Genomic DNA, 14,745 nt, shown 5'->3' on the forward strand with positions numbered 1-14,745 from the left:
CCGCGGCCGTTTCCGCAATTCACGCCCTTCCCCCTTCGTACAGGGTCTGGCCTCAGCGAGGCAGCAGCTGCTCGAGCGCCAGACCCGCCAGGCGTACGGTTTCCTCAAGCCGCTCCAAACTATCCCCCGCCCGCGCTTTTGCCGAAAGGCCGGCCATCAGCGTGCTGACAAAGTCGGTCAGCCGCACGGCATCCTGCGGATAGCGCCGGGCGATATAGGCCCGAATATTATCCTCCGCGGCGGTATGCAGTTCGCTCGCGGCCTCGCGCGCAGGCCGGTCGTTGCAGTGGATCCCCTCCAGCACCAGGCATCCGGCGGCCGTCGGGTCGGCAACGTAGCGCCTTGCCGCCTCGTGCAGCACGGCCATCAGACACTGCGTCACCGGACGGTCATCGCGCAGAAGCTCCGCAAAGGGAATCGCCCCGGTGCGGCTATAGCGATCCAACACGCGGTTATAGAGGCCGAGCTTGCTGCCAAACGCGGCGTAGAAGCTGGGCGGATTGATGCCGAACGCCTTTGTCAGGTCGGCAACGCTGACCGCGTCATAGCCCCGAGAGTGAAAAAGGTGCTGCGCGACTTCAACGGCCTGCAGCGGATCGAACTGACGCGGGCGTCCCGGGGTGCGGCTCTGTTTTGTAGTACTCACTACATTACTCCTTGACAGCGTGATTTGCCGAAGCATATTGTAATCCTCACTACAATATCATGAGGAACGAGCTATGACTGCATCACAACGGAAATCGGTACTGGTTTTGGGCGGGAGTCGCGGTATTGGCGCGGCTATCGTGCGGCGCTTTGCTGCAGACGGCGCCTCGGTTGTCTTTAGCTACGCCGGATCGGCGGAGGCGGCGGCTACGCTGGCGGCAGAAACCGGCAGCATCGCGGTGCAGGCGGACAGCGCCGATCGCGAGGCGGTGATTGCGCTGGTGCGCGACAGCGGGCCGCTGGATCTGCTGGTCGTCAACGCCGGGATCGCCCTCTTCGGCGATGCGCTGGAGCAGGACAGCGATGCCGTCGATCGTCTGTTCCGTATCAACATTCACACCCCCTACCATGCTGCGGTCGAGGCGGCGCGTAAAATGCCGGATGGCGGACGCATTATTGTTATCGGCTCGGTGAATGGCGATCGCATGCCCATCTCAGGAATGGCTTCCTATGCCGTCAGCAAATCGGCGCTGCAGGGGCTGGCGCGCGGCTTAGCGCGTGATTTTGGCCCGCGCGGGATTACGGTCAACGTCGTTCAGCCCGGCCCTATCGATACCGATGCTAACCCGGAGAGTGGCCCGATGAAGGAGCTGATGCACAGCTTTATGGCCATTAAACGGCACGGCCGTCCTGAAGAAGTGGCGGGCATGGTTGCCTGGCTGGCAGGCCCCGAGGCTTCCTTCGTCACCGGCGCCATGCACACCATCGACGGCGCGTTTGGCGCATAGGCCGATAAAGGCCACCGCGGGTGGCCTGTTCCCCCTTCCCTGAGAGTTGTTGACGTTCCGGCGCGCGAAATGTGGGTCGGCACCGCTGGCCGAACGCATTCCATATGGTATAATTTTTGTACCAAATGGGAGGTTTGCCATGAAAGTCTATTCCCCGACCGAGAACACAGAAAAAAATCTTAGCCCCTGGCACGCCATCGGCCTCGACGCCGAGGACGGCATTGCGCTGATGGGTAAAATTAGCCACGGGCTGGAAGGTTCCGTCGCCCGGCAAATTTCCGCATGGGCGGAGATCACCCCTGCCGAACTACGCAAAATGTCAGGCATTGCGAATACCACCTTTAACCGCAGCATTAAATCGCGCTTTTCCGCTGACCAAAGCGAGCGCCTGGTGCGCATTCTTCGCGTTATCGAGCGGGCGGTGGAGCTGTTCGAGGGTGATAAAGAGGCGGCGCAGAAGTGGATGAATGAACCCAACCGCGCGCTCGGCTGGAAAACGCCGGCCGAGGTGGTCTCTTCTGAAACCGGCGCGCTGGAGGTGATGCGCCTGATCACGCGCGTGGAGCACGGGGTCTATTCGTGATCCTCTACCGCCTGACTAAAACCCGCTTTCTGACGACCGCCTGGTCTGGTTTTGGCGCGAAAGAGGCCGGCGGCCGTTGGAACAACGTTGGCACGGCGATGGTCTATTTGTCGGAAGCCGCCTCGCTGACCATGCTGGAAACGCTGGTGCACATCAATGCTCCGCAGCTGCTGGATGATTTCACGCTGCTGAGCATTGAGGTACCGGACGACCAGGTGCTGACCGTCGATGCGGACTCACTCCCCGCGGACTGGGCCCGCGAGGATGCGCCAGCCCGGCTGGCACGCTACGGTGACGAGTGGGCCGCGAGCGCGGCATCAGCGGCATTACGCGTACCGAGCGCCCTGTCGCCGGTGGAGTATAACTATCTATTCAATCCTCAACACCCTGCCGTTTTCGATCTGCTGGCAAGCGTAAAAAGGATCCCCTTCCGCTTTGATACTCGTCTTAAGGCGTAATAAACCGCATCCCGCAGTCGCTCCCGCGCTATACGGTACAGACATCACAGAGAGCGGCTACTCGTTGCCCCATTGATTGAGAAATTCCGCAATATCATCGATCCGCGATTCCGCTATCCCGGCCTCGGCGGCCAGCTCTTTCTGCGCGTCTTCGCCGATCTCTTCGTTAGCCATCAGGCGGGTGATCAGCGCCTGGAAATAGGCGGCAAGCGAATCGCGTTCGGACTCGCTGACCGGTTTGGCTGATTCAGTCGCATACTCATCCACGATGTCATAAAACTTCAGCGGTATTTCATTGGTCATTACGTCTTTCCTCATGGGTTGATCTTGATTGACTGAACGCCCGACGCGTAAACCGGCCTCTTTTACCCGGCGCAGGGTTACGCCCCGTCGGACGATTCTACCCTATAATTCAACGGCGCACGCCCTTCTCTCTGCACATCAGCCGCAATGTTAACCGCCGGGGGACAATAAAGATTAAAGCGTAAGCATCATTTCGTGCCACGCCATGCCGCCATGATCGGAGGCCGACGGCTTGATGTACTGAAAACCGAAGTGGGCGTAGAGATCGACGTGACGGTCCTTGCACATCAGATGAACGGTCTTCTTATTCATCGACCGCATCTGCGACAGAAATTCGCGCATCAGCAGAGACGAATAGCCTTTACCCTGGAAATCGGGGTGCATTACCACCGACATAATCACCACGTTGGGCGCCGCGGCATCGTGCCCAACCAGCTCCTTAAACTCCTCATCGGACATCACCACCTCCCAGGCACAGCCGGCGTTGATGAAGCCGACGATTTCACCCGCGATCTCCATGCACAGGAAGCCCTGCGGATACCGCGCGATGCGGGTCGTGATTTTTTCTAACGTCGCGGCTTCATCGCCCTCATAAGAGGTGATTTCAATCGCATAGCAGCGGCTGGCATCGGCGAGCGTCGCCTGGCGTAAAACGGGGGTAGTCATGGCCTGAACCTCTTTATACTCATGTGGTTGCGAGCATAATACGCTGCAGGCGGCCGCTTTGCGCGGCATTCTCGATGCCACAGCGTTATTCGGGCCTACTGCTCGGCCAGATGCCGGTCAATCATTCGCTGCACCGAGCCGTCCTGCTGCCATTGCGTCAGCAGAGCAACCAGCCGTTGATAGGACCCGTCCCTGCGTCGAGGAACGCAAATCGCCTGGTTTATCTGAACGAAACTGTCGGCCAGCACGCGAAAGTCGGCGTGCCCGGCGGCGGCGCGTTCGAGCGGCTGGCGGATGCCGGCGGCCATATCGCCTTCGCCGCTGATAAATGCATCGATGGCCGCCTGCGACGAGGCCAGACGGTTAAGCGTGGCGAAGCGCAGCTGCCGCGTCAGGTGCAGATCGTAAGCCGCGCCCTTGCCGACGTTAATCACCACGCCCTCTTTGTCCATCTCGGCGACGCTCTGCCACGGGCTCTGCGCCTTGACCAGCACGGTCCCCTGAATAGTGATATAGGGCTGGGTGAAGCGCAGCGTCTCTTCGCGCGCAGGATCGATCGCCAGAAAGGCAATATCCCAGATATCATTTTGCGCATCGTCCACCACCTTACCCGCCGCCGGATAGGTGACAAACTGCGGCGTCGCGCCCAGCGCTGCCGCAATACGCCCGGCAATCTCCGGCGTAATCCCACCCGGCTGCCCGTCCGCCAGGGTCTTTGCCAGAACGGCGTTGCCGAGGTTAATCGCGAAACGTAGGGGGTTGGCGGCGTTCATGTACTCTCTCCCGGAAGCGATAATATTGAGGGGCTGAATTGCACCGGCTGCCCGGCCTGACGCGCGAAGACCCGGCAGCCGGCGATGCTAAATACGCTTAGCGTCCCCAAAATATAGCGTCTTTTGCGCACGCCGTGCAGAGCCACAGTCCGACTATTTCGCCTGAAAAGCGCGGATCGGCGTGCTGGATCGCTTCCAATTCATCATCGACGGTTATTGCTCTCTCTTTCCGCCTCGGATAAGGTTTGCCGACAAGGTGATGGTGTTCCACCTTTCCCAACCGCCGCTTCTGTCGAACCGGATGATGACGCCTGATATACAATTATTTCAGTTCCCCCACGGAGACGTATGTCAGGAGCTGCTATGCACAATCAAACCGCTTTTTCCGTCCCGCCTGGCGCCGCGCAGGCGTCGATTATTCACGTCTTTGGTCATCGCAATCCCGATAGCGACACGATCTGCAGCGCGCTGGTTGTCGCCGACTGGCTCAACTATACCGCCAGGCCGGCGCGCCCTTTCCGCCTGGGAGAGTTAACCCCGGAAACGCGCTATATCCTGCAGTCAGCGGGAGTCGCGCCGCCGGATTTACTCCACGACGACCTGACCGATAAAAAGGTGTGGCTGGTTGATTTCACCGACGTTGAACAAGGTCCGCTAACGCTCCCCGACAGCGATGTGATCGGTATTATAGACCACCATCGCGTGGGAACCCTGGTGACCAAAAATCCGCCGGACGTTTGGATCCGCGCGGTAGGATGCTGCGCGACGGTTATTCTCACCATCCTGACTACCGAGAGCCCGATGCCGCTCAACGCGGCCCAGGCTACCCTGCTGCTGGGGGCCATACTCAGCGATACGGTTGCCCTCAGCGGCCCCACTACCACGGCGCGGGACCGCGAGGCGGTGGCGATGTTGCGCGACATGGCCGGCGTTGATTACGACGCCTTCGTCGCCGGGCTGCTGGCGGCGAAGACCTCTCTGGCGGGCCAGTCCGCCGCGCAGCTGCTCCATCGCGATGCAAAAAATTACCGGATCCACGGCGTCTCTCTGCTGCTCGCGCAGATTGAGGTGCGCGACATGGCGGATATCAGCCCGCAGTTACCCGGGCTGAAGCAGGAGATGGAGCGCGCCAGGCTCGACCTGGGGCTGGAGATGGTTGTGCTGATGCTAACCGACATTACCCGTCCCCATTCCGTCCTCTACTTCACGCCCAACAGCCTTATCCCCAGCCAGCAGGTTTCCCTCCCGGGCATGACCAGCAGGAAAAAAGAAATTCTGCCCTGGCTGACCGAGCGCCTGGCCGCAGCGGATGAGCGATCGTGATATTTAATGGACGCCGCCCCGCTCAGGAGGCGGCTTGGGATTATGCCTCGCGGCGGGAGACGTAATCTCGCGGGGCTTCGCCGGTGTAGATCTGCCGCGGGCGATAGATATTCAGCGGCGCTTCGTGCATCTCATTCCAGTGGGCCACCCAGCCCAGCGTGCGGCCAACGGCGGTCACCACCACAAACATTGATGAAGGTAGCTTCATCGCCTTCAGGATCACCGCCGTATAGAAATCGACGCTGGGCGACAGGCCGTTCTCCACAAAATAGGGGTCGGTCAGCGCCACCTCTTCAAGGGCCATCGCCACCTGCAGCAGCCGATCCGACATTCCCAGCTCGGCAAGCACCCGGTGACAGGTATCGCGCAGGATCGCGGCGCGCGGGTCCAGGTGACGGTAGCGCGAGTTACCGAAGCCGAGGCGACGGAAGGCCTGCGGGTCGCGCTTCGCCTTACTCAGGAACACCGGCACCTGATCCACGGTTTCAATCTCTTCCAGCATCCGCATGCTGGCTTCGTTGGCCCCGCCGTGCATCGGCCCCCACAGGGAGGCCAGTCCTGCCGCCACGCAGGCAAACAGGTTCGCCCCGGAGGAGCCGGCGGCCCGCACCGTGGTGGTGGAGGCGCACTGGCCGTGATCGGCATGCAGTACCAGAATCTGGTTCATCGCCTCCTCTATAATCGGATTCACCACATACTTCTCCGCCGGCACCGCAAACAGCATATGCAGGAAGTTCCCCGCATAGGAGAGATCGTTGCGCGGATAGGGCGCGGGCTGCTCGATGGCGTATTTATAGCTCATGGCCGCCAGCGTCGGCATTTTTGACAGCAGGCGCGTGGCCGTCAGGGCGCGGTGTTCAGGGTTTTCTACGTCCAGTACGTCATGGTAAAACGCCGCCAGCGCCCCGACCATCGCGCACATCAGGGCCATCGGGTGAGAGTCGCGACGAAAGCCGCTGCACATCCGCGACATCTGTTCATGGACCAGCGTGTGGCGGGTGATCGTATTGCGGAAAGCCTGATAGCTGGCTTCATCCGGCGCCTCGCCCCGCAGCATGATATACGCCACCTCGAGGAACTCGCACTGCCGCGCCAGCTGATCTACCGGGTAGCCGCGGTGCAGCAGCGTGCTGTTATCAGTATCAATATAGGAGATAGCCGACCGGCAGCCGGCGGTATTGGTAAAACCCGGGTCGAAGCTGCAGAGCTCCGAATGATTGAGCGCGCGGATATCAATCCCCACGCGGCCCAGCGTCCCGGAGACCGTCTCCAGGGGAATAGGCTGTTGCCCAGCGAAAGAAAGCGTTAGCGGTTTAGTGGCCATCCTGTAAAGTTCCCCCTGTACAACAAACGAGTCATCAACCTGAATCGATTCTCCAGGCACAATCTTCAACATAGCCGCAGCGCGGCCGCTATTCTTTGATATGAATAGCTAAAAGGGGTAATTATTGCCGCCATCAATCAATAACCGCCGCGGATACGTGACGGCGTCACCAATCAAACCATCCCCAGATAGGCGTTCCTGACCTCCGGATTGTCGAGCAGTTCCCTCCCGGTACCGCTGAGGCGGATCTGGCCGTTGACCATCACGTACGCCCGGTCAGAGAGCTTCAGCGCGTGGTGGGCGTTTTGCTCCACCAGAAAGAGCGTCATCCCCTGCGCCGTCAGCTCGCGCAGGATCTGAAAGATTTGCTTCACCACCAGCGGCGCGAGGCCGAGGCTCGGCTCGTCGAGCAGCAGCAGCTTCGGCCGGCTCATCAGCGCCCGGGCAATCGCCAGCATCTGCTGCTCGCCGCCGGAAAGCGTCATCGCCCGCTGCGTCCGCCGCTCTTCAAGGCGGGGAAACAGCTGATACATGCGGCGCTTATCCTCTTCCTGATAGCGGCTGCCAATCGGGATGGTTCCCATCAGCAGGTTCTCTTCGACCGTCATATCCGCAAAAATCCGCCGCCCCTCCGGCGCCTGCGCGATGCCGTTGCCGGCGATAAAATGGGTGGATTTGCGGCTGATATCCTCCCCGCGATAGAGGATCTGCCCCTCGGCAATGCGCGGCTGACCAAAAATAGACATCAGCAGCGTGGATTTACCGGCGCCGTTGGCGCCGATCAGCGCCACCGTCTCGCCCTCATTGACCGTCAGCGAGACCTGGTTCAGCGCCTGAATCTGACCGTAAAAGACGTCCACCTGGCGAAACTCAAGCATCGGCTGATTCATACCGCAATCTCCTCTTCATCCGCGCCCAGATAAGCGGCTATAACGCTGATATTCGACTGGATCTCCTGCGGGGCACCGCGGGCAATCACGTCCCCGCGGTCGAGAACGATAATATGATCGGAGATCTCCATCACCATCCCCATATCATGCTCGATCAGCAACACGGTGATGCCGTGATGCTGGCGCAGGAAGCGGATAATTCGGCTCAGGGCGTGCGTCTCTGCAGGGTTCAGCCCCGCGGCGGGCTCGTCGAGGCAGATCATCTCCGGGCCGGTGCACATGGCGCGGGCGATCTCCAGCCGCCGCTGCTGGCCGTAGGAGAGCGTGCCGGCCAGCCGGTTGGCGCAGTCCACCAGATCCACCACCTCCAGCCAGTAGAAGGCGCGGTCGAGGGCCTGATTTTCGGCCTTACGATAGCCGCGGGTGTTGAGGATGCCGGCCACCAGGTTGCGGTTTACCTGCATATGCTGGGCCACCAGCAGGTTTTCGATAACCGACATCTCGCGAAACAGGCGGATATTCTGGAAGGTCCGCGCCAGTCCGGCCCGGTTCACCAGATGCGTGCCGCCGAACATTTTGTAGTAGATCCTCGACCCCAGACGCGCCGGGTGCAGAAAATCATCGGGACGTATTTTTTGCCCGAGGACCTGAATCACGTCGGTCATCGCGGCGCGGGCGTTGAGCACAATCGCCCCGCCGGTGGCGCGATAAAACCCGGTCAGGCAGTTGAATACCGTGGTTTTCCCCGCGCCGTTCGGGCCGATCAGCGCGGTTATCGATCCCCTTTCCACGTCGAGGTTGACGTCGTTAAGCGCCTTGATACCGCCAAAATGCATCATCAGATGCTCTACCCGCAGAATGCTGTCGCTCATGGTGCCACTCCCTTGCGCACGGAAACCCCCGTGCGGCTGGTGCGCACCAGCCCGCGCGGCCGCCAGATCATCATCAGTACCATCAGCACGCCAAACAGCAGGACCCGATACTCATCGAAGCCGCGCAGCAGCTCGGGCGCAACGGTCAGCACAAAGGCCGCCAGCACCACCCCCAGCGTCGAACCCATGCCGCCCAGAACGACAATGGCCAGAATCAGCGCGGATTCAAAAAAGGTGAACGACGTCGGGTTAACAAACCCCTGGTAGGTGGCGAAAAAGACCCCGGCGATACCGGCGGTAGAGGCGCCGAGCATAAAGGCCGAAAGCTTCACCAGGACGTGGTTGAGTCCCATCGCGCGGCAGGCAATTTCGTCCTCGCGCAGCGCTTCCCACGCGCGGCCGATAGGCATCCGCGTTAGGCGATGTTTGATAAACAGCACCAGCACCACCACCAGACACAGCACGCCATAGATAAAGATAAACTTGAGGTTGGGGTTGTAGCTAACGTGGAGAAACTCATGGATTGGCACCCCGCCGTCCTTCGCCCGGCGTCCGAACTCCAGCCCGAACAGCGTTGGCGCCGGCACGGAAATGCCGTTCGGCCCGCCGGTAAAGCTGACCCAGTTGTTCAGCACCAGGCGAATAATTTCGCCGAACCCGAGGGTGACGATCGCCAGATAGTCCCCGTGCATGCGCAGTACCGGAAAGCCGAGCAGCGCCCCCGCCAGCGCCGCCATGATGGCCCCCAGCGGCAGCATCGCCCAGAACCCGAGCCCCAGATACTGGTAGCCCAGCGCCAGGCCATAGGCGCCAATCGCATAGAACGCCACGTAGCCCAAATCAAGCAGCCCGGCGAGCCCCACCACGATATTCAGCCCGAGCCCAAGCAGCACGTAAATCAGCCCGAGAATGGCCACCGTCAGCAGATACTTGGTGGCGATAGCCGGAAAGATGAGCGCCGCCAGCAGCATCAGCGGCATAATCCAGCGCAGCCGCGAGCGATAGCCGACCGGACGAACGTACACGCCGTCATCGGCTCCTTCAAAACGGGCGATAAATTTGCGTCCGCCGCGGCTTTGCAGCAACAGGCTCAGCAGCAGCCTCCCCACCATCACCACCGCGACGATGACCGCCACCCGCCGGGTGGAGAGTTCAAAACTGTAACCTTTCAGCACAATGCCGACGATCGGTCCAAACACTATCAGCGCACACAGCCCCGCCAGCACGCTATCAATCAGGCTTTTTTTAATATCCAGCCCTTGCCTGCGCGATACTTCACCCATGTTTTACCCCTTAAACCTTTGCGACCATCGGACGACCCAGCAGCCCCTGAGGGCGAAAAATCAAAATTGCCACCAGCAGAGCGAAGGAAAACACGTCTTTGTAATCAGAGTTCACCATCCCGGCAAACTGGGCCTCAGCCACCCCCAGCAGCAGGCCGCCGAGCATCGCGCCCGGCAGGGAGCCAATCCCGCCCAGCACCGCGGCGGTAAAGGCTTTAATGCCGATGATGAAGCCGATATAAAAATCGAAGGTGCCGTAATTCATCGTCACCAGCACGCCGGCCAGCCCGGCCATCGCGGCGCCGATCATAAAGACCAGCGAGATAACCCGGTCGGTGTTAATGCCAAGGATGGCGGCCATGCGCCGATCCTGCTGCGTCGCGCGGCAGACGCGCCCCAGCCGGGTATGGTTAATGACCCAAGAGAGGATCAGCATCCCCGCCAGCGCGGCAACGAGAATAAATATTTTGGTCCACGTAATTTGCACCACGCCGTCGCCAACCTCGAAGCGCAGCACCCCCGTCAGCAGGGTCGGGATCCCCTGCTGGTTCGGCCCCTGGCTGATTTGCACATAGTTCTGCAGGATAAGCGACATGCCGATTGCCGAGATGAGCGGCGCCAGGCGGGTGGAGTTGCGCAGCGGCCGATAGGCGATACGCTCGATCGTCCAGCCGTAGACGCCGGTCACCACGATGGTGAACACCAGGGTGCCGAAGATCAGCAGCGGAAAGGAGTGAATGCCGAACCACGAGAGCAGCGCCAGGCCGATGGCGCAAAGGTAGGCGGAAACCATATAGACTTCGCCGTGGGCGAAGTTTATCATCCCGATAATGCCGTAAACCATGGTGTAGCCGATGGCAATTAATCCGTAAACGGCTCCCAGCGTCAGCCCATTAATCAGTTGTTGCAGAAAAAACGCTTCCATAGAAACCATCCTGCCAGTAAGCAGGCAGCGACCGGCAGGCTCCCGCCGTGCGCTGCCTTCAGTAGTACGACGCCCTTTTTACAGGGACAAATAGTTCAGCAAACGGCTAAAGCTGGTGATACTTGCCCTTGTCATCCCATGCGTAGACCACATAATCCGACACCTTCAGATCGCCTTTACCGTCCCAGGCCTTTTTGCCCATCACCGTATCGACGCTATGACTTTTCAGCCACTCGCTGGCCTTGGTGTTGTCGGCGCCCACCGCGTTATAGGCCGCAGCGATAGCCTGGATCGAGGCATAGGCGTAAAGGGTATAGCCTTCCGGTTCGAAGCCGCTGGCGCGGAACTTCTCAATCACCGTTTTGCCCTCAGAAATGGTGCGCGGATCCTTACCAAACGTCATCAGCACGCCGTTGGTAAACTGCGGGCCACCGGCGGTGGTCACCAGCTCCTCGGTTACGACACAGTCGCCGGAGAAGAATTTCGCCTGCAGCCCCTGTTCCCGCATCTGCCGCACCAGCGGGCCGGCTTCCGGATGACAGCCGCCGAAATAGACCACGTCAGGCTTCAGCGCGCCAATTTTGGTGACCAGGGCGTTGAAGTCCTTCTCACCCCGCGACAGCCCTTCGTACAGCACCTCTTTGGTGCCGCGTTTTGCCAGCGCCGCGCGGGTGGCGTCGGCGAGTCCCTGACCGTAGGTATCCTTGTCATGAATGACGGCTATTTTCTTCGCCTTCAGCACGTCAAGCATATAGTTCGCCGCAATCGCTCCCTGCTGATCGTCCCGGCCGCACATGCGGAACATATCCTTCATCCCGCGCTCGGTGATCAGCGGGTTTGTTGACCCCGGCGTAATCGTCAGGATCCCCGCCTCGTCGTACACTTCGGATGCCGGCATCGTCGACGATGAGCAGAAGTGTCCGACAACCGCGGAAACCCCCGACTCATCAACCAGACGGTTGGCTACCGCTACGGCCTGCTTCGGTTCACAGGCATCATCCCCCTGCACCAGCACAATTTTTTCACCCTTAATTCCTCCCGCCGCGTTAATGTCTGCTACCGCCTGCGACGCCCCTTTCCAGTACTGGGCGCCATAGGAAGCATTGGGTCCGGTGAACGGCCCGGCAACGCCAATCTTCACATCCGCCTGTGCGCAAAATGCCACGCTCATACAACCTGCAATCGCAAAATGAAGAGTCAACTTTTTAAGTTTCAGAGACATTCAGATATTCCTCAGCGATTTATAACCTGGCGCCATTAAATGACGCGGAAAATATCACTTACCGTTTTGTTTGCCGAAGGCCGTTATCCAGCCGCAGCGGCTAAAGGTGGAAGAAGCAAAAACCCCGCCAGGAAGAAATGACATGACAGATCGCTTACTAATAGATGAGAGCAACGCGTAACAGCCGCGGTCACCGCCACCGACCAACGTGCATTTCAGGACAAGTCAGGAGATAGGTTGCCATCACGTGGCGAATTGAGGACTGCGGCATCCGTTCCGACCCGCGTGCTAAACATAGTTGTTCCTGGCAGGCGTTGCGCACCGGGCTGGTGCAAAAGTGCGAAAACGATCATGGCCGTGAAAAATTTTGTTGCAATATTGTGAACAAGCTAGCAAGAGCGATCGTTTCGCCCCGCGGTTGCCCTACGTAATGCAAAAAATAGATTACGCGTGCCCAAACCGCAGCTGATTTAACGCAGACCTAAAAAGCTAAAGGCCGACGCCGACGGCGGGCCCGGATAATTCCCCACATAAAGGATTGACTTAACAACGCATAATACGAAAATGCTTCTTTTACGCGACCAACAGAATAAGCCCACGTCTATGATTATCCGCTCCCGTCGCTTTTTTATCGCTACCCTCGCCGCATCCGCCGCGGCGGTGGCGACCGCCTTTATCCTCGCCAGCTGCAGCAGCCAGCCGCCCCGTTCGCTGGTCACGCCGCTGCCGCCGGCGGTTAAACAGGCGGCGCTGCCAAAAACGCACGAGCCGGTACGCGGCGTCTGGCTGACGACGGTCTCGCGCCTCGACTGGCCACCGGTGGGATCGATCATTGCCAGCAGCCCGGAGAGCCGGATTAGCCAGCAGAAGGTGGCGCTGATTGCCAAGCTCGATAATCTGCAGCGCCTCGGGATTAACACCGTCTTCTTTCAGGTCAAACCCGACGGCACCGCGCTGTGGCCGTCAAAGATTTTACCCTGGTCAGATATGCTGACCGGCGCCATTGGCGAAGACCCGGGCTACGATCCGCTGCAGTTTATGCTCGATGAGGCGCACAAGCGCGGGATGCGGGTTCACGCCTGGTTTAACCCCTACCGCGTGTCGGTGAACACCCGCCCGAAAACCGTCGCCGAGCTCAACCGCACGCAGTCGCAAAGCCCGGCCAGCGTCTTTGTCCTGCACCGCGACTGGATCCGCACCGCCAGCGACCGCTTTGTTCTCGACCCCGGTATTCCAGAGGCTCGCGACTGGATAACCCGTATCGTCGCCGAAGTCGTCGAGCACTACCCGGTCGACGGGGTGCAGTTTGACGACTATTTCTATACCGAAACGGCGGGCTCGGCCCTTAACGATAGTCAAACCTTCCGGCAGTATGGTCAGGGATTTGCCAGCAAGGCGGACTGGCGCCGGCACAATACCCAGCAGCTGATTGAGCAGGTGTCGCGCACCATCAAGCAGATTAACCCCAGCGTGGAGTTTGGCGTCAGCCCGGCCGGCGTGTGGCGCAATATGTCCCACGATCCCGCCGGCTCAGACACCCGCGGCGCGGCGGCCTACGACGAGTCCTACGCCGATACCCGCCGCTGGGTACAGCAGGGGCTGCTCGACTATATCGCGCCTCAGCTCTACTGGCCGTTTGCGCGCGACGCCGCCCGCTATGACGTACTCGCGAAATGGTGGGCGGAGGTCGTCAAGCCAACCCATACCCGGCTCTATATCGGCGTGGCGCTGTACAAAGTCGGCGAGCCGTCAAAAAATGAACCCGACTGGATGGTCAACGGCGGCGTGCCGGAGCTGAAAAAACAGCTCGACCTCAACGATGCGATCCCCGAAATTCAGGGCACCATTCTGTTCCGCGAAAACAATCTCAACCAGCCCCAGACCCGCCAGGCCGTCAACTATCTGCAGAGCCGCTGGGGAAATTAACCTCTGCCGCCTGCGGAACCCGTTTCGCAGGCACTTCCTCTCCACTTCCTCGGCCCCGTGCATCGCACGATGAGCCGGGCGCACTTTTTTTTCACCTGCGCGCAACTTTTTCCCCCTCTGCGGCGAACTGAATAGCTGAGATGAATGAGTTTGGCCAAACCGGCACTCCCCCAAATCGCAGGAGCAGATAATGACACGCATCAAAAACCTCATCCGTACCCTGACCGTAACCGCCGCCCTCGGCCTCTCCGTCACCGCGTTCAGCGCCAGCGCGGCGCTGCCCGTGGGCGCGAAAGCCCCGGATTTTAAGCTGCAGGGCGCGCTCGCCGGTAAGCCGATGACTTTCTCCCTGCAGCAGGCGCTGCAAAAAGGGCCGGTGGTGCTCTATTTCTTCCCGGCGGCCTTTAGCGCCGGCTGCACCATTGAAGCTCATGACTTCGCGGAAGCCACCGACAGCTTCACTAAAATGGGGGCCACCGTGGTTGGCGTGACCGCGGGGAACACCGACCAGGTCAGCGACTTTTCTAAGCTGGAGTGCCGGGATAAGTTCGCCGTCGCGGCGGACCCGGGCGCTAAGGTCGCCGCCCAGTACCAGACGCTGATGGAGATGAAAGGCAAAACGCTTTCCGATCGCACCTCGTACGTGATTGCGCCGGATGGCAACATCCTGCTGAGTTACACTGATAGAAACCCGGATGCACATATCGAGAAGACGCTCGCTGCCGTCAAGCAGTACGATGCCTCTCACCCGAAAACTCATTAAG

The 14,745-nt window shown here is 60.0% G+C and carries 16 protein-coding genes and 1 riboswitch; of the genes, 6 read left to right on the forward strand and 10 right to left on the reverse strand.

What is annotated here, in order from left to right; all coding sequences use genetic code 11:
• Nucleotides 1-52 precede the first annotated feature (52 nt).
• Nucleotides 53-646, reverse strand: coding sequence for a TetR/AcrR family transcriptional regulator (locus M2416_RS10230; RefSeq protein WP_259223688.1), 594 nt, complete (start codon nucleotides 644-646; stop codon nucleotides 53-55).
• Between the two features lie 73 nt (nucleotides 647-719).
• On the opposite strand from M2416_RS10230, the gene bdcA reads away from it, so the two are divergent.
• From bdcA to M2416_RS10245, 3 genes are all read left to right on the forward strand, one after another.
• Nucleotides 720-1,433, forward strand: coding sequence for an SDR family oxidoreductase (gene bdcA / locus M2416_RS10235; RefSeq protein WP_076947123.1), 714 nt, complete (start codon nucleotides 720-722; stop codon nucleotides 1,431-1,433).
• Nucleotides 1,434-1,572: 139 nt separating this feature from the next.
• Nucleotides 1,573-2,016 (forward strand): type II RES/Xre toxin-antitoxin system antitoxin, encoded by a 444-nt coding sequence (parS, locus tag M2416_RS10240; protein ID WP_076947124.1) that lies wholly within the window; start codon nucleotides 1,573-1,575, stop codon nucleotides 2,014-2,016.
• Nucleotides 2,013-2,474 (forward strand): RES family NAD+ phosphorylase, encoded by a 462-nt coding sequence (locus M2416_RS10245; RefSeq protein ID WP_259223693.1) that lies wholly within the window; start codon nucleotides 2,013-2,015, stop codon nucleotides 2,472-2,474. Before parS ends, M2416_RS10245 begins: the two co-directional genes overlap by 4 nt.
• A 57-nt stretch (nucleotides 2,475-2,531) precedes the next feature.
• Here M2416_RS10245 and M2416_RS10250 read toward each other — a convergent pair whose 3' ends face one another.
• The 3 genes from M2416_RS10250 to M2416_RS10260 form a co-directional block, all read right to left on the reverse strand.
• Nucleotides 2,532-2,777, reverse strand: a complete 246-nt coding sequence (locus M2416_RS10250) for a DUF2543 family protein (protein WP_128878208.1) — start codon at nucleotides 2,775-2,777, stop codon at nucleotides 2,532-2,534.
• 174 nt (nucleotides 2,778-2,951) lie between these two features.
• Complete coding sequence (locus M2416_RS10255) at nucleotides 2,952-3,443, reverse strand: GNAT family N-acetyltransferase (protein ID WP_045855351.1); 492 nt, start codon at nucleotides 3,441-3,443, stop codon at nucleotides 2,952-2,954.
• A gap of 95 nt (nucleotides 3,444-3,538) precedes the next feature.
• Nucleotides 3,539-4,216 carry a transporter substrate-binding domain-containing protein gene (locus M2416_RS10260; RefSeq protein WP_259223695.1) on the reverse strand — a complete coding sequence of 226 codons (678 nt, stop codon included), beginning with the start codon at nucleotides 4,214-4,216 and terminating at the stop codon, nucleotides 3,539-3,541.
• A 246-nt stretch (nucleotides 4,217-4,462) separates the two neighbouring features.
• A riboswitch (Fluoride riboswitch) is annotated at nucleotides 4,463-4,537 on the forward strand.
• Nucleotides 4,538-4,579: 42 nt separating this feature from the next.
• Here M2416_RS10260 and M2416_RS10265 point away from each other — a divergent pair.
• A complete protein-coding gene (locus M2416_RS10265) occupies nucleotides 4,580-5,539 on the forward strand; it encodes a DHHA2 domain-containing protein (RefSeq protein ID WP_259223696.1) in 960 nt (319 codons plus the stop codon).
• A 40-nt stretch (nucleotides 5,540-5,579) separates the two neighbouring features.
• Here the strand turns inward: M2416_RS10265 and M2416_RS10270 are convergent, their stop codons facing one another.
• The 6 genes from M2416_RS10270 to M2416_RS10295 all read right to left on the reverse strand — a co-directional run bounded on the left by M2416_RS10270 (nucleotide 5,580) and on the right by M2416_RS10295 (nucleotide 11,998).
• Nucleotides 5,580-6,863, reverse strand: a complete 1,284-nt coding sequence (locus M2416_RS10270) for a citrate synthase (RefSeq protein ID WP_259223698.1) — start codon at nucleotides 6,861-6,863, stop codon at nucleotides 5,580-5,582.
• 173 nt (nucleotides 6,864-7,036) lie between these two features.
• A complete protein-coding gene (locus tag M2416_RS10275; RefSeq protein WP_259223700.1) occupies nucleotides 7,037-7,753 on the reverse strand; it encodes an ABC transporter ATP-binding protein in 717 nt (238 codons plus the stop codon).
• Nucleotides 7,750-8,625, reverse strand: coding sequence for an ABC transporter ATP-binding protein (locus tag M2416_RS10280; protein WP_259223702.1), 876 nt, complete (start codon nucleotides 8,623-8,625; stop codon nucleotides 7,750-7,752). Before M2416_RS10280 ends, M2416_RS10275 begins: the two co-directional genes overlap by 4 nt.
• A complete protein-coding gene (gene livM, locus M2416_RS10285) occupies nucleotides 8,622-9,908 on the reverse strand; it encodes a high-affinity branched-chain amino acid ABC transporter permease LivM (protein ID WP_041145493.1) in 1,287 nt (428 codons plus the stop codon). The genes M2416_RS10280 and livM overlap by 4 nt, the downstream gene beginning before the upstream one ends.
• A 10-nt stretch (nucleotides 9,909-9,918) precedes the next feature.
• Nucleotides 9,919-10,833: an ABC transporter permease subunit gene (locus M2416_RS10290; RefSeq protein WP_041145492.1), complete on the reverse strand. Its 915-nt coding sequence runs from the start codon at nucleotides 10,831-10,833 to the stop codon at nucleotides 9,919-9,921.
• Nucleotides 10,834-10,939: 106 nt separating this feature from the next.
• Nucleotides 10,940-11,998 (reverse strand): branched-chain amino acid ABC transporter substrate-binding protein, encoded by a 1,059-nt coding sequence (locus M2416_RS10295; RefSeq protein WP_259223991.1) that lies wholly within the window; start codon nucleotides 11,996-11,998, stop codon nucleotides 10,940-10,942.
• Nucleotides 11,999-12,658: 660 nt separating this feature from the next.
• Between M2416_RS10295 and M2416_RS10300 the strand changes: the two genes are divergently transcribed.
• Both M2416_RS10300 and M2416_RS10305 read left to right on the forward strand, forming a co-directional pair.
• Entirely contained in the window at nucleotides 12,659-13,981 is a 1,323-nt protein-coding gene (locus tag M2416_RS10300; protein ID WP_259223705.1) for a glycoside hydrolase family 10-like protein, read from the forward strand.
• A gap of 190 nt (nucleotides 13,982-14,171) precedes the next feature.
• Complete coding sequence (locus M2416_RS10305) at nucleotides 14,172-14,744, forward strand: peroxiredoxin (RefSeq protein ID WP_076947133.1); 573 nt, start codon at nucleotides 14,172-14,174, stop codon at nucleotides 14,742-14,744.
• The last annotated feature ends 1 nt before the right edge of the window (nucleotide 14,745 follow it).

The organism is Klebsiella sp. BIGb0132 (assembly GCF_024810075.1).
Lineage (GTDB): Bacteria > Pseudomonadota > Gammaproteobacteria > Enterobacterales > Enterobacteriaceae > Klebsiella > Klebsiella terrigena.

Coding starts and splice junctions, on each gene's coding strand:
- M2416_RS10275 (WP_259223700.1), bottom strand. CDS start 7,753: ATGAATCAGCCGATGCTTGAGTTTCGCCAGGTGGACGTCTTTTACGGT.
- livM (WP_041145493.1), bottom strand. CDS start 9,908: ATGGGTGAAGTATCGCGCAGGCAAGGGCTGGATATTAAAAAAAGCCTG.
- M2416_RS10290 (WP_041145492.1), bottom strand. CDS start 10,833: ATGGAAGCGTTTTTTCTGCAACAACTGATTAATGGGCTGACGCTGGGA.
- M2416_RS10250 (WP_128878208.1), bottom strand. CDS start 2,777: ATGACCAATGAAATACCGCTGAAGTTTTATGACATCGTGGATGAGTAT.
- bdcA (WP_076947123.1), top strand. CDS start 720: ATGACTGCATCACAACGGAAATCGGTACTGGTTTTGGGCGGGAGTCGC.
- M2416_RS10265 (WP_259223696.1), top strand. CDS start 4,580: ATGCACAATCAAACCGCTTTTTCCGTCCCGCCTGGCGCCGCGCAGGCG.
- M2416_RS10280 (WP_259223702.1), bottom strand. CDS start 8,625: ATGAGCGACAGCATTCTGCGGGTAGAGCATCTGATGATGCATTTTGGC.
- M2416_RS10305 (WP_076947133.1), top strand. CDS start 14,172: ATGACACGCATCAAAAACCTCATCCGTACCCTGACCGTAACCGCCGCC.
- M2416_RS10300 (WP_259223705.1), top strand. CDS start 12,659: ATGATTATCCGCTCCCGTCGCTTTTTTATCGCTACCCTCGCCGCATCC.
- M2416_RS10270 (WP_259223698.1), bottom strand. CDS start 6,863: ATGGCCACTAAACCGCTAACGCTTTCTTTCGCTGGGCAACAGCCTATT.
- M2416_RS10255 (WP_045855351.1), bottom strand. CDS start 3,443: ATGACTACCCCCGTTTTACGCCAGGCGACGCTCGCCGATGCCAGCCGC.
- M2416_RS10260 (WP_259223695.1), bottom strand. CDS start 4,216: ATGAACGCCGCCAACCCCCTACGTTTCGCGATTAACCTCGGCAACGCC.
- parS (WP_076947124.1), top strand. CDS start 1,573: ATGAAAGTCTATTCCCCGACCGAGAACACAGAAAAAAATCTTAGCCCC.